Source organism: Enterococcus sp. HMSC072F02, from assembly GCF_001837725.1.
GTDB classification, from domain to species: domain Bacteria; phylum Bacillota; class Bacilli; order Lactobacillales; family Enterococcaceae; genus Enterococcus_B; species Enterococcus_B lactis.
Genome location: NZ_KV833957.1, coordinates 1 through 14464 on the forward strand (window position 1 = coordinate 1; position 14464 = coordinate 14464).

Sequence of the window (14464 nt, forward strand, 5' to 3'; positions counted from 1 at the left end):
ACCGTTTAAGGAAGAGGTTGTGAAATCAGCGCTTTGACCTAAGTATTAGCTGAATTCAAAACCTCTATTTTTTGATTTTTTGTTGGGAGAATTCTGCCTTGATTTCAATAAAACTTTTAAAAGACTGCAAAAACTGGAACAATTCTGCTCGGTCCTCGAATTCAGGGCGGCTAGTCGGCAGAGGCATTTGCCGATACAATACATAAACTTCTTCAATACGTGCTAAGATTTGTCTGCCATCATTTGACTCTGAAAATGTTTCTGCCGTATAAATCAATAAACCGTAGATATGTTTTCCATAATAAGCGGGTTGTTGGATCCGCTTTAGATTTTCCAACATGTCTTTAATCACATTGACCTGTGCTCGTCTCATAGAGAAATAAGTTTCATAGTATAGCGGCTGTCTGAGCCAGTAGTTTTCTTGATGTTCTCTGGCATCTTCTTGGCTTTCGCGAATGAATGTCAGCAAATGTTCGCATTTGATCTGCACATCTCCTTTATTTTCCGATAAAAGAAATTCTGCCATTTGTCTCAAGATATTCCGAAATTCTTTTTCGATCTGTATTTGGTTTTCCTTCAGCTGTTTCGTACGATCTGGCATATAGACATTCGCAAGCAAAGCAAATACTAATCCAATCGCCATTAAACCCGCTTCATTGCCGATCAGCTGCCAAGACATGTTTTCCTCCACTAAATAATGAGTGACCAAAACCGAATTTACGACGATTCCTTCAGTTAATTTGAAGCGAGAGGCAAGCGGGATGAACAGGAATAAAAAAAGACTGAAGCCAAAAATAGTATACCCAACAGCAAAAAAACTGAACAGCGCTGTTGCTGTAGCTAGTATAAAGGCTGCGATTCGATTCATCCCTGTACGCAATGTAGAGCGTTTTGTATTTCCCACACTCAATAATGCAATGATTCCTGCTGCTGGCCAATACAACAGCGATAAGCTACCCGCTGTGACCATCGAAAAGAAGACACTGATCACTGTTTTGACTGTTCGCATTCCTATACGCATTTACTTCCCCCTTTTTTTATTTTAATTATACTTGAATAATGAAAAACTAGCTATCAGACAAAAGTTTAGGTATGATAGTAAAAAGACCAAAAAGGAGAATCTCTATGCAATTTGGCCGTTTTCGACTAGGTATGCGTACGATCAAAAGTGCCTTAGCTGTTTTTTTATGTATCTTGTTTTTTCATTTGACTCAACGAGGAATCCCAATGATTGCTGCATTATCTGCTGTTTTTTCTTTGCGTCAGGACTTGACTACAACCGTTTCTTTTGGAAAATCTAGGATCATTGGCAACACATTAGGTGGTACACTAGCTATCATTTATTTTTTTGTCAAAAGCTATTTTCACAATGATTTTTTGGTAGAATTGATCCTGCTTCCTATTCTAGTAATTATTGTAATTGTCGTGTCAGATGGCATCAACAATAATTCTGGCATCATTTCCGCAATCGCTACGTTATTGCTGATTGCATTGAGTATCCCTCAAGGTGAATCTGCTTTGTACGCGATCCAACGAGTACTAGATACTTTTATAGGAACATTCATTGCGATTGGTATCAATTTCTTTCTTCGTCCGCCTGAAACAGAAAAGAAGGAAGAACTATCAGAAGATTTGGTCGAACTCCAAAAGAAAGAACGATTGCTGCGAACAAGTTTACAAGAGATAGAAGCTAAGATCCAAAAACAAAAGAAAAATAGCGAGGACTGATTTTCTTTTGAAATAACATAAAAAATGGAGAGAAGAACTTGAAAAGTCTTCCTCCATTTTTTATTGATCGGTGAAGTGTACTACTTTATTCTTCCTTCATCGCGTGTTGTTCTGCCTCTTTTGGCGCTTCATACATATTTACTTGGCTAGTAGTCCCACGTGTCGACAAATTCTCTACGATTTCCTTCAAGTCAAGTCCTGTTGTCGCTTTTAATGTTTCTTGAGTAGTAGAAAGCAAGTTTGTGGCATAATTTGTCACTCGGTTCGCTCCACTGGTTTCTCCTGAGCTGTTTCCTGTATCGACAACAGAGATTTTTTCGATATTTCCTAGCGGCTGTGCTGCTTCGCGCATCAATTGCGGTAGCATATCGATAACCATACTCAAGACAGCTGCTTCGCCATATTCCTTGAAGGCATTGGCAATTTTTTGTTTTGCTTCGGCTTCTGCTTTTCCTTTTGCTAATGCTGCTTCTGCTTCTGCCTGTCCAGCTAACCTTGTCTTATTGGCTTCTGCTTCTGCTAGTGCTTCCACACGGAAACGTTCGGCTTCGGCTTCGGTCACTTCTTTGACTTTTTGAGCTTGTGCTTCTTGTTCTTTAGCGTAACGATCGGCATCTGCTTTTTTCTTCACTTCCGAATCATATTGCTTTTCTCGACGTGTAATTTCTTTTTCTTCCAATTCGATTTGTTTTTGACGTTCTATGATTTTGATCTGCATTTCTTGCTCGATTACTTGTTGTTGTGCTCTGGCACTTTCCAAGTTGTAGGCTTGGTCTGCTTTCGCTTTAGCAACATCTTGTTCTTGTTTGTAGGTTGCTAGTTTCAATTCTTTTTCTTTCAATGATTCTGCAATTTCTGTTTGTCGTTGTAATTCAGCTGCTTGTGATTCTTTTTCTGCTTGAGCTTTTTTGATACGCGTTTCTTTTAAAGCTTCTGCTTCTGCTATATCTGCATCTCTTTTGACTTGGGCGATTCTTGGTTTCCCTAAAGAGTCGAGATAACCATTTTTGTCTCTGACCTCTTTGATAGTGAAAGAAACAATGATCAATCCCATTTTTGCAAGGTCTACAGAAGCGACTTCTTGTACGCTTTGACTGAACTTATCACGATTTTGGTAGATTTCTTCTACAGTCATAGAACCTAGAATCGAGCGTAAGTGACCTTCCAATACTTCTCTTGCTTCATTCTCCAATTCTTCTCTAGTCTTACCTAAAAACTGTTCTGCTGCTGTAGCAATCTCTTCTACAGAAGAACCAATTTTGATGATCGAAGTACCGTCACACATCACCGGTACACCTTGTTCTGTATACACTTCTGGAGTAGAAACGTCCAATTTGCTGGATAATAGACTGATTCGATTCGAACGTTGGAAAACCGGCAAGACGAACGCTCCGCCTCCTCGCACGATTTTGATTTTGTTGTTACTTTCATCTTTGTGTACATTTTTGCTTCCTAAATAACTTCCACTGATGATCAACGCTTCATCTGGTTTTGCTGTTTGGTACTTCGCTACAAAGACGATCAGTAGCATCAGCAAAATCAACGCTGCGATTGCGATCGCGATAAAAACAATTGGTATTCCCATTTAACATACGCTCCTTTAAGCTTTTATCATGCTTTCATAAGGCATGACATAACAGATTCTTTCCTTGATCTCAATGATCAATACTTTCGTTCCCCGCTCCGCTATCTGTTCTTGGGGGCTGTAGAAACAAGCAGGACGACTGATGGAACCGGTAACACTTTTTAATTGGATTTCTCCCATGCCCCGTACAGGGATTGGTGTGATCACAACAGCTACTTGCCCTTCCAAAGTCTTTTCAGAAGACGACATCGTTGATTCGGCATGTTTCATCGGCATCAATAGATAGAAATTAAGCAAAAATACCAAAACTGTCGATATGGCTCCACTGGCAATAAATAAAAATAAAGAGGATTGATCCGTTAGACGCTCACCAAGAAAACCAAACAAACTTGTAAAAGTTAGCCAGGGTATAATAAGCATTGGATCAAGTGGGCCATCAAAATCGAAGACATCTCCAAAAATAATCAAAAGAACTGCCAACCCCGCACAAATCAGCAATGTATACCAATAAATCGTCTCAAGTGCGATTCCCCCTATCATATACACGCCTCCTTCCATTTCTACGTCTATCATACCAATGTTTGAAAATTCTGTATAGCTTCTTTCACCAATTCAAAGGTATTTATTCATAGAAAGCATCTATTTATCAATGCCAATTTGTTAATTTTTGTTTTTCATGTTAAAATTTTCACAATAAATTCTTTCGAGGTAGCCTATGTTTCCTTTCCTTAAGAAAAAACCATTAAAGCTCCAAAATACGATCATTCTTGTCGTTTGTTTCTCCACATTCGTTTCTTTGATTGTTTCTGCCATATTGATTAGGAATTTTATTCTTTCGATGAACCGATCGAGTGTGTCAGATAGAATCTCTAGTATCGCTAAAATCGTTGCCAGCGATAAACTCATCCAAAAAAAGCTTCAGACTGGTGATCCGACACATGTGATTCAAGGAATCACAAATGAAATCATGGTAGCATCGAATTTAGATTTTATTGTTGTCATGGACCCTGAAGGCATTCGATATTCTCATGCAGACCCAAGTTACATCGGTCTTCCTTTCTCAAGTCATGAAGATGTGAAAAAAGTGATTGGAGGACAAGAATTTTTCTCTGAAAAAGAAGGAATGTTAGGGTTCGGCTTCCGTTATTTCGTCCCTATTTATTATGATCAAGAGATTATTGGTGCAGTTTGTGTTGGCTTGACGAACAACACGATCGACAATCAGGTCAAAGATGGACAAAAAATGATTGTTTTTTCATTGATCATCGGGCTTATCGTAGGCATCATAGGCGCCGTTTTTCTTGCCCAAAAAATGAAAAAAGTACTGCTTGGACTTGAACCGCAAGAAATAGCGGAACAGTTAAGCGAAAAAACGATTATCGAAAATGAAGTAGATGAAGGAATACTGGCCATCTCTTCTGATAAAACTATCCTCTTGATCAATACACCTGCAAAAAATATTTTCTATCAAACAAAACGGCTGTCGGATTTCGAAGTAGGAAAAAAAATCAGCGATAATCTATATGACGTATTGTTTAAAGAGACAATCGATCATCAAACGACTGTTCGGACTCAATCCATGTATTTAAATGGGATAGAAACTATTTCTAGCGTTACACCTCTTTTTAGCAATGACCGTTTTTTAGGAGCAGTCGCAACTTTACGAAATCGATCAGAAGTAATGAAATTAATGGAGGAGCTCGGAGGGACGAAACAATACATAAACTCTATGAGAGCCCAAACTCATGAATTTATGAATAAACTTCACGTCATTTCTGGCTTGATTGACTTGAAGAAGTATGAAGAAGTCACCCATTTTATCCAACAGCTAAATCAAAATTATAAAAAAGAGATCGGTCAAGTCTCAAATCTGATCAAAGTCCCTGCGATTGCCGGTTTTTTATTAGGCAAAATAAATGAAGCCAAAGAACAATCTGTTGAAATGTTGTTAGAAAGCGATTCTTTTATCCCTAAAATGGAGATGGACGACTCCATCCATTCACTTTTGCAAGTGTTAGGGAACTTACTTGATAATGCTAAAGAAGCCGTACTTCAAATGCCTGAAAGAAACGGACAGGTTCGGCTCCATTTAAAATATGACACAGAAGCGGAAGTATTCATCGTGACCGTCTGCGATGACGGTGTCGGAATATCAGAAGAAATCTCAGAAAAAATATTTACGCTAGGTTTTTCGACGAAAGGAATCAATCGTGGATATGGGTTGAATATCATCCATTCAATTGTCAAACGTCACGGTGGGATCTTAGAATTTTCCAAACAAGCAAATGGCGGTACAATCGTCTATCTAGAATTACCAAAAAAGGAAGATCAAAATGATGACAAATGTCTTAATAATTGAAGATGATCCAATGGTTGCAGAATTGAATCGTACGTTTGTGGAAAGTATACCTAATATGAACGTAATCGAAAGTTTCAGAAATGTAGAAGAAGGAAAAAAATATTTCAGACAAAAAAACGCAGATCTGCTGTTGCTTGATGTATATATGCCTGGCGAAAGTGGTATCCATTTTTTATCTTGGCTGAGACAGCAAGGAAATGATATCCCAGTGATCTTGATAACCGCTGCAGATGATATCGAAACCATAAAAAATGTGATTCGATATGGTGCCTTAGATTATTTGATCAAACCCTTCACTTTGCAACGTTTCCAGTTGGCGATTGAAAAATACCTTGCTTTCTCTCAGACGATCCAAACGACTGAAAAAGCAGATCAGAAATTGATCGATCAAGTATTCAACCATACTACTCCCATTCACGAAGCACCTTCATTCATTGATTTGCCTAAAGGTCTGTCAAAACTGACTTTAAAAAAAATCTGTGCATCTATCCTAAAAGCAGAGACTATTTTTTCAACAAAAGAACTGGCTCAAAAAAGTGCACTTTCACGTATCTCCGTCAAGAAATATTTAAATTTTTTGGTGGAACAAGATATACTGAATGAAAGAATCAGATATTTGGAGATTGGCCGACCACTAACCTGTTATGAATTGACAAAGAAGGGGCGGAAAAAACTCACGGATTATTGTTGAGTCATCGAGTTATCTAATACTAAATAAAGGCTGTGACAAAAGTCTTGTCACAGCCTTTTTTCCGAATAAACGGTGTTCAAAAGCTTGCATCTACGGCACTAATCCCAATCAGATGAAAAATATAGAGTGCTATTTTTATCTGATTGTTCTTACTGCTTGATGCAGAGCAGCTTTTTCACAACCTCTATTTTTAAACATATTAGTATTAGTGATGAGTGCCCATGTTTCCTTACTTTAATTGACGCGCTTTAGGAAGAGATACCTCATTTTTCGTTTTTCCAGTTTCTATTATTTCGTGGAAGTTCTCGAAGCTTGTCGAAATCATATTTGACAATGCCTCATCTGTATTTGAACCTACATGAGGGGTTATAAGAACTCTAGGGTATAATTCTACTAGTTGCTGGATAGCAGGATCTGGAATCGTCTCCCATGGCTTGAAGGATCGGAAAAAGACATCTGTTTCATTTGCAAAAACATCGGTTGCAAAACCAGCTAAATGATTGCTTTTCAAAGCTCTTAAAATAGCTTCATTATCTTGAAGCTCTCCACGAGCTGTATTGATCAAGATACTGCCTCTTTTCATTTGAGCCAAAAATCCTTCATTGATCATTTGATCGTTTTCACCTGGGATGTGAGGTACATGGATACTGACGATATCGCTTTTTGCTAACAATTCTTCGAGTGAGTGAAACGTCAATACTTTTTTAGCAGCTTCTGTCTGATGGATATCATAACCGATTACTTTGGCTCCTAGCCCCTTAAACAAAACCGCTTCCGTCAATCCTATTCTGCCTGTTCCTATGATACCTACTGTGCAATTTCTGATTTCACGGCTAAACATTTGTTCATCTACTCGAAAATCTTTGAAAGATGTTCGGATCGTCGTATACGCTGTATTTCTCAAAAGCATCATGGCAAAAGTCAAAGATAATTCTGCTATAGCATTTGGCAAATATGATGGTACACGGGCTACTGTCATACCAAAATCAGCTGCCGCTTGTAGATTGATATGATTGACTCCCACAGTTCGGGTAAAAACATAGCGAATCCCATATTTCTGCATTTTTGCAAGATTGATCTCATCTGCTATACAATTTCCTCTCAGCAGTACAGCGTCATGGGCCTTAGCTGATTCAATATTGTCATGCGTCAGTAGTTCTTCATAAAGACTCAGTTCATAATGGTAAACATTCAATTGCTCAAAAAAATCGATCTCATTCGGACGAACACCATAACATGCGATTCTCATACTTTCCTCCTCCATTTCCTATTAAAACAAACCTATGCCGTGAATCATTTGCAATACAACGATCCATACAGGTGTCAGTACTACAGCAAAAATAGTTGACAGTAAGGATGCATTAGAGGCTAAAAGTGCCTCCCTATCAAAACTGATAGCATAGGCTGCTGCCACAGTTGCGGCTGGTGTAGCCATCATAATAACAATCGTTGCCAGTGCTTCAAAATTGACCGGTAGAATATTTGTTGCCGTCAAAACTGCTAAAATCACGATATTCAACGCAGGTACAAATACCACTTTGACTAAACTGTAATACCATGATGTTTTTTCAGAAGCAGCTTTTTTGAAACTTACTTCACCTAATGTTGCGCCGATTGCTAGCCATGCCAATGGCGAACTTAAACCAGCTAAATAATCCATTGGCTGAAATAGCCAAGGTGCTGTCTGGTCAATTCGCAAAAACGCTACTTGGCTTATCTCTCCTTCTGCACCTGTGATTGACACTTGTGGAAGATATCCTTGGAAAAGCCAAATGAAAAGGCCGGCAAAAGTAGCGATGATGATTGGATTAACGAACATCGCTTTGATATTTTTGGCTTCCATCTTCAAGCCACTCATTTTTATGTATCCATAAGAATACAAAAAGATCCGATAACCAATGTTGAAAATTGAGGAATACATCACGCCGACCGGTCCATAAATCGCACTGACGATTGGTGTCCCGAAAAAGGTCGTAGAACCAAAGATTGTCAGGACACGCAACGTTGATTGCTTATCCCCTTTATAACTTAAGAAAAAAGGTCTTGAAACTAGAATAAGAATAATATAAATAACTAACCCCCAAATCAACACATTAATTCCTTGCATCAAGAGTTCTGTATTGATATCTTGCATGAAAGCTCGAAATGCAAGTGCTGGTAGAGCCACTGTTAAGACAACTTTCGATAGGATTTTTCCAACAGATTCAGAAAAAATTTCCTTTTTTCTACAAATAAACCCTAATAATATAATAAAAACTGTTGAAGTAATTGCACTAACAATCGACATATCTGTCAAAGTCGATCGGAAAATATCAAATAAGTTCATCTTTCCCCTCCTATTTTTGTTCATTTTTTCACAATAAAAAATGCTTTTATTTAGCTAATACGTATTAACATTTTTTATTTTATCTTTATATTGTTAACTATTGAACAATAAGGAATTAAAGAAACTTTTGAAACTTATGTAAAGTGATATTCATTAGAACACAAAAAAACCTTAAAACCAAACTTGAGAAGTTTCGTTTTAAGGTTATCTTGGATTATATTATGCGTGGAAGCGTTCCACACCATCTAGATAAGTTGCTTCCAATGTCATATCAGGGTTCAATACGATAAAGTCTGCGTCGCGTCCTTGAGCGATTTTTCCACATGTGTCATCGATTTTACAGCTGATTGCTGGAATCAGACTAGCCATCATGACTGCTTGCTCTGGTGTTGCAAGTCCCCAATCCACGACATTCTTAATTGCTTCTTTCAATTTCAAGATACTTCCAGCTAAGTTGCCAGATTCCAAACGTGCCGTTCCTTCTTTTACTACTACCGGAAATTCACCTAAATTGTAATTTCCATCAGGCATCCCACCGGCCATCATACAGTCTGTAATTAAAGCAACATGCTCATGTCCTGCTTTTTCCATTAGAATTCCTGCCGCATTTGGATGTACATGATGTCCGTCACAAATCAATTCAGAAAAGACATGTTCTAAAGATAATAACGCACCTACCATACCTGGTTCGCGATGATTCAATCCGCGCATCCCATTGAAAGCATGGACAAACACGCTGGCACCTGCTTCAACAGCTTTTTGCGCTTCTTCTAGCGTAGCATTACTGTGCCCTAGAGAAACAACTACTCCTTCTTCAGTCACTTGTTTGACAAACTCTTCTACACCTTGACGTTCCGGTGCTAAAGCAATTTTTTTGATCAAACCGCCTGAAGCTTCTTGCCATTCATGGAAAGTATCCAAATCAGGATCACCGAAATAACTTGGGTTTTGTGCCCCTTTGTGTTCTTCTGTGAAGAAAGGACCTTCAAAATAGATTCCTTTGATTTTAGCTCCTGGTGCTTCCTGATACATTTTGCCGATTGTCTCAGCTACATCTTTTAAACGTTCTTTGCTTGACGTCAATGTTGTTGGTAAAAATGAAGTCACTCCACAAGATAATAGACCTTCAGACATCACTTTGATACCTTCTGCATCGTTGTCCATTACATCATGATTCATATAGCCGTGAATATGTGTATCTACCAAACCAGGAGCAATCCATTTGCCGCTTTGGTCAATGATGTTGACTTCTCCCTCAGGTAGTTCTTTGGTGTATTCACCAAAAAGCCCATCGGTAATTTCAAGATAGCCTGCATTTTTGACGCCTGACGCTAAAAAGAATTTGTCAGCATAGATAAAAGTTCTCATTCTATTCTCTCCCTTTGTTTTTCTACCTCTAAAGTACTCTTATTTAGAGAAGAAGTCAAGAATGGTCTACACCATTTATAGACTTTTTGAAATTTGTTTCACAGCTTGTGCCAATCCTTCATAAAATGCTGCTCTTTCTGGTTCTTCTTTACGCTTGTATATCAAGCTCTTAAGCACAAATAAATCATTGAGATAATAGTAACTATTTTTCTCTTGAGCCCAATAGATTCCTTGGTTCACCTGCTCTAGTGCTTCGTCAATTTCATTTTGATGGAATAAGAAATTTCCATAATTATAAAAAATTTGCGAAAATTCACTTTTTGATCGTTCATCAGCTGATTGATGCAGCAGTTGGATGCTTCGACTCAAATAGTAGCGGGCTTCAGCAGTTTTTCCTGCCACACCATATATTTTTCCGATACAACTAATCAGTTGTATTTCTGTGTCAGAAACATGGATTCTTTCTTTTTGGCTAGAGTAGCTTAATGCTTCTTTTAAATAATAAAGAGACTGAGAAATATTTTGACGCAACGTGAATTCACAAACACCGAGATAATAATAATATCGTTGAAAGTCAGTTGCTTGATACAGATTCTCAGAAATATCAGAAGATTTTAGTACTTGTTCTAACTTGCGATAATCACGTTTTTGGAAACAACTATCCAACAGTTCAAATAATTTATCGTTTGTCCGAGTAGTTTTTCGAGAGAGATTCATCACATGATCAATCGTTACTCCTAGCCGTTGACAAATCTGCATCATCACCAATACATTTGGCAGTTCCTCATTATTTTCGATCCGGCTTAGTACACTTTGTGAACAAATATCTTGCGAAAGCATCTTTTGCGTCATTTTTTGTTCTTTTCGAATCTCTTTAATGATCGTGCCAAAGGACTCGATTAACGTTTCCATAAGTATCCTCCCCAAAATATGCGTATTCGCATTCTATCCGTATTTTACTTTAGGAAGTCGCAAACTTCAAGAAAAGACTTGCAACTAAATAATATGACTTTAGTTATTTAAGAGATCTCCATTAGAAAGAGAGCCTCAGTATATTTGTCTGTGGCTCTCTTTCTGGAAAATTTGCTTTTTTTAAAGTCACTTTTGTCGATATGTCGCTAAAAATTCTCTCATTTTCTTAGCCGTTTGTTTCAAATCATCCATTTTAGGAAGATAGACGATCCGAAAATGATCTGGTTGGTTCCAATTGAATCCGCCACCGTGCACGAGCAGAATATGATGTTCATGTAAAAAGTCCAAGACGAATTTTTCATCATCCAAAATATTGAATCGTTTTGTATCGATTTTAGGGAATATATAAAAAGCAGCTTTTGGTTTTACAGCTGAAAGACCAGGAATATCATTGATTGCATTATAGATATATTCTCTTTGCTCATAGATCCTTCCGCCTGGCAGGAGCAGCTCATCAACACTTTGATAACCGCCCAGCGCCGTTTGGATGATTTGCTGAGACAAGACGTTAGAACACAAACGCATGGAAGACAACATATTCAGCCCTTCTATATAGCCTTTGACGTGTGATTTATCTCCGCTTAGGACCATCCAGCCGACTCGAAAGCCTGCCACACGATGAGACTTAGATAGACCATTCAGCGTAATAACGAACAAATCAGGCGCTAATGTAGCAATCGGAATATGTTCTAGGCCATCCATCACTAAGCGGTCATAGATTTCATCAGAATAAATAATCAGGTTGTTTTGTCGGGCTACTTCAACTATTTCTTCTAATAATTCTTTTGAATAAAGTGCCCCAGTAGGATTATTAGGATTGATGATGACGATCGCTTTTGTCCGACTCGTTATTTTTGATTTGATATCATCAATATCAGGATACCATTCTGCCTCTTCATCGCAAATATAATGAACAGGTGTACCTCCAGCTAAAGCAATCGAGGCAGTCCACAACGGATAGTCTGGCATTGGAACCAGTACTTCATCTCCATTATCTAGCAACCCTTGCATACACATCGTGATCAGTTCGCTGACTCCGTTTCCGGTATAGATATCATTGATCGTCACATTCGGAAAATGTTTCAGTTGGCAATATTGCACAATTGCTTTTCTAGCAGAAAAAATTCCCTTGGAGTCTGAGTAGCCTTCCGAATCACGAGCATTCATGATCAAATCACGAATGACTTCGTTTGGTGCCTCGAATCCAAAAGGTGCGGGATTTCCTGTATTCAATTTTAAAATACTGATGCCCTCTTCTTGCATACGCTCTGCTTCTTCTAGAACAGGACCGCGAACGTCGTAACTAACACCTTCTAATTTGTTGGATTTTTCAAATTCTCTCATCACTTAGCCAATCCCTCATTTCAAAAAGTTAGAACTTTCCAAATTTTTTGTTATTTACTATTTCAATATCATACTCCATCCTAGAAAAATTTGCCACTTATTTAGGAAAAACATAAGTATCGAAAAAAACGCAGAGAAGCGCTGAGAACTTACTGGTCATGATAGTCATTCCATAGATTTGCTGCCCAATCCATTGCAATCCCACAAATAATTCCCAGCATCAACCCAAATAGAAAACGGCCAAATGCAAGGCCAATCAATATGCCTAGGATCATCCCCAGTCCTGAAAATTCTCCGTCATATTTCTCCATCTTCATAAGACCTCCCACTTTTTGAGCTTGACAACTATGTAAAACCCCGCTATCATTATTGTGTTATTATTTATGCAGACGTGATGGAACGGCAGACATGCCACTTTCTATTAGTAAGTCTGTAGTTTTATATCAGGCAGATGTGTTGGAATTGGCAGACAAGCATGATTGAGGGTCATGTGAGCGTTAGCTCGTGTGGGTTCGAGTCCCATCATCTGCATTTTTCTTTCAAAACAAGCGGCTAGGACATTTTTGTCTCAGCCGCTTTTCTTTTTCTCGTTCATTCTTTCATCTTATTGGACCTTTTTTCTTGGGTATAGACTTTTCTCATATTCTACCACAATTTTTGGTTTTCCTAACACATGATAAGATCTCACAACGAATTGCTTTCTATTATTGTAATATCCTGTAACAACTAGTTTCATCCCTTCGTCTACTTCAGCTAGGAAGTTCAAACTATGGGAAGCAATCAAACAATTGACCTCATTTAAGCTAAAACGAATCAGTGGTCTGGCGCTGACCTGCAACGTACGGATTTTATCTACTGTTCCATATTTTTTCTCCATTGCCTTCACCTCATCACCATTATACGAACATACATTCCTTTTTGTAAAGAGGAAACACTTTTTATCTTGTAATTTTTTGTCCAGCTATTTTTCTTAAAGAACATATAACTTTTCTTACAACGATGAAGGACCACTTATTAACAAAAAAGCGGCAACAGCATAAATTGCTGTCGCCGCATTGCTGATCAAGGGTTACTTATCATAAAAGATTATTTACTCAAATGTTCTTCAACGATTTGTTGAGATTTATCAGCTGTATCTTCCACTTCGCCTTTTGCTTTTTCTAACTTTTGAATATATTGTTTCAAACTTGTGTTTTCAGCAGTTGCTTCGTCTAATTTTTTTTGCGTATCTGCTAACTGAGTTTCTAAATTTTCTTTTTCTTGTGTCAGTGTTGCGATTTTTTGGTTCAAACCATTTACAGTATTTTGTAATTCTGAAAGTTTTGCTTGTGCTTCTTGTAGTCTTGCAGTCCAATTTGCATTCAATCGATTGATTTCATCATTTTTTTGGTTGATTTCGTCTAGTTTCGCATTGATTTCATTTTGTTTGCTTTGTAGTTGTGCATCCTTGCTGACTAATTGGCTTTCTAAGTTTTGTTTTTCTGCTGCCAATTGATTTTTTTGGTTTTCTAATTCATTTACTTTTGCTTGGTATTCTTGGACATCTGCCTTTGAATCTTGCAATGTCTGTTCTTTTTGTGCTAGTTGTGCGGTAAGATCTGTAATCGTTTGCTCTTTATCTGTCAACGTATGGTCAAGCTGTGTCAGATTCTCATTGATTGTATCGATATCTGTCTCTCCACCCCACAAAATAATTTCATTTGCGTAACGCGTGCCTGTAAAGCCAATTAGACATAAAAATGCAACCACGATCCCACCAACAATAATTTTCTTTTTCATTATGTAGCTCCTTCATTTAATCTTTTTACACACTAAAAGTAAGTGATTTCACATGCAATGTCAAGCACTTTTAAATTACGATTGTAATTTTAATAGAAACGCTATTAAATTCTCATTTAATCTTCCTTTTTTTGTATCTGAAAAAACTTTTCATAGAGAAAAATATACCTTAACACTTTCTTAAATATAGATGTATGGTAAAAATAAATGAAAAAAACTAGTTTTTCTTAAACGTAATCCTTTTCATTTCATAAATTACTGTGTTTATTACAAAAAACGAGGATTTGTCATAAATTGTCATGCTTCTTTTAC

14 protein-coding genes and 1 tRNA gene are annotated in these 14464 nt (G+C 37.6%); 4 read left to right on the forward strand and 11 right to left on the reverse strand.

The annotated features are described in order from the left end of the window. Positions 1 to 64: 64 nt before the first annotated feature. Positions 65 to 1021 (reverse strand): aromatic acid exporter family protein, encoded by a 957-nt coding sequence (locus tag HMPREF2731_RS07690; RefSeq protein WP_002313853.1) that lies wholly within the window; start codon positions 1019 to 1021, stop codon positions 65 to 67. A gap of 104 nt (positions 1022 to 1125) precedes the next feature. On the opposite strand from HMPREF2731_RS07690, the gene HMPREF2731_RS07695 reads away from it, so the two are divergent. Beyond that, positions 1126 to 1728: an FUSC family protein gene (locus HMPREF2731_RS07695; protein ID WP_002292924.1), complete on the forward strand. Its 603-nt coding sequence runs from the start codon at positions 1126 to 1128 to the stop codon at positions 1726 to 1728. 85 nt (positions 1729 to 1813) lie between these two features. On the opposite strand, the gene HMPREF2731_RS07700 is transcribed toward HMPREF2731_RS07695, so the two are convergent. Further along, positions 1814 to 3313 (reverse strand): flotillin family protein, encoded by a 1500-nt coding sequence (locus HMPREF2731_RS07700; protein ID WP_002309508.1) that lies wholly within the window; start codon positions 3311 to 3313, stop codon positions 1814 to 1816. A gap of 15 nt (positions 3314 to 3328) precedes the next feature. Next, positions 3329 to 3853 (reverse strand): NfeD family protein, encoded by a 525-nt coding sequence (locus HMPREF2731_RS07705; protein WP_002292922.1) that lies wholly within the window; start codon positions 3851 to 3853, stop codon positions 3329 to 3331. Positions 3854 to 4028: 175 nt separating this feature from the next. Between HMPREF2731_RS07705 and HMPREF2731_RS15535 the strand changes: the two genes are divergently transcribed. Both HMPREF2731_RS15535 and HMPREF2731_RS07715 read left to right on the forward strand, forming a co-directional pair. Further along, positions 4029 to 5672, forward strand: coding sequence for an ATP-binding protein (locus HMPREF2731_RS15535; RefSeq protein ID WP_070872678.1), 1644 nt, complete (start codon positions 4029 to 4031; stop codon positions 5670 to 5672). Next, positions 5647 to 6363, forward strand: coding sequence for a response regulator (locus HMPREF2731_RS07715; RefSeq protein ID WP_002345062.1), 717 nt, complete (start codon positions 5647 to 5649; stop codon positions 6361 to 6363). Before HMPREF2731_RS15535 ends, HMPREF2731_RS07715 begins: the two co-directional genes overlap by 26 nt. A gap of 229 nt (positions 6364 to 6592) precedes the next feature. Here the strand turns inward: HMPREF2731_RS07715 and HMPREF2731_RS07720 are convergent, their stop codons facing one another. The 6 genes from HMPREF2731_RS07720 to HMPREF2731_RS15095 all read right to left on the reverse strand — a co-directional run bounded on the left by HMPREF2731_RS07720 (position 6593) and on the right by HMPREF2731_RS15095 (position 12684). Next, entirely contained in the window at positions 6593 to 7612 is a 1020-nt protein-coding gene (locus HMPREF2731_RS07720; protein ID WP_070872680.1) for a 2-hydroxyacid dehydrogenase, read from the reverse strand. Between the two features lie 21 nt (positions 7613 to 7633). Further along, complete coding sequence (locus tag HMPREF2731_RS07725; protein WP_002313856.1) at positions 7634 to 8689, reverse strand: AEC family transporter; 1056 nt, start codon at positions 8687 to 8689, stop codon at positions 7634 to 7636. A 219-nt stretch (positions 8690 to 8908) separates the two neighbouring features. Beyond that, a complete protein-coding gene (gene nagA, locus HMPREF2731_RS07730) occupies positions 8909 to 10057 on the reverse strand; it encodes an N-acetylglucosamine-6-phosphate deacetylase (protein WP_002292705.1) in 1149 nt (382 codons plus the stop codon). A 75-nt stretch (positions 10058 to 10132) separates the two neighbouring features. Beyond that, a complete protein-coding gene (locus HMPREF2731_RS07735) occupies positions 10133 to 10969 on the reverse strand; it encodes a helix-turn-helix domain-containing protein (protein ID WP_070872682.1) in 837 nt (278 codons plus the stop codon). Positions 10970 to 11155: 186 nt separating this feature from the next. After that, positions 11156 to 12373 (reverse strand): pyridoxal phosphate-dependent aminotransferase, encoded by a 1218-nt coding sequence (locus HMPREF2731_RS07740; protein ID WP_070872684.1) that lies wholly within the window; start codon positions 12371 to 12373, stop codon positions 11156 to 11158. A gap of 149 nt (positions 12374 to 12522) precedes the next feature. Further along, positions 12523 to 12684, reverse strand: a complete 162-nt coding sequence (locus HMPREF2731_RS15095) for a hypothetical protein (RefSeq protein WP_002335007.1) — start codon at positions 12682 to 12684, stop codon at positions 12523 to 12525. A 136-nt stretch (positions 12685 to 12820) separates the two neighbouring features. On the opposite strand from HMPREF2731_RS15095, the gene HMPREF2731_RS07750 reads away from it, so the two are divergent. Then, a tRNA-Leu gene (locus HMPREF2731_RS07750) sits at positions 12821 to 12904 on the forward strand. A gap of 73 nt (positions 12905 to 12977) precedes the next feature. Here the strand turns inward: HMPREF2731_RS07750 and HMPREF2731_RS07755 are convergent. Then, entirely contained in the window at positions 12978 to 13250 is a 273-nt protein-coding gene (locus tag HMPREF2731_RS07755; RefSeq protein WP_002313858.1) for a hypothetical protein, read from the reverse strand. A 209-nt stretch (positions 13251 to 13459) separates the two neighbouring features. Further along, positions 13460 to 14152 (reverse strand): GumC domain-containing protein, encoded by a 693-nt coding sequence (locus HMPREF2731_RS07760; protein ID WP_002309519.1) that lies wholly within the window; start codon positions 14150 to 14152, stop codon positions 13460 to 13462. Positions 14153 to 14464 lie beyond the last annotated feature (312 nt).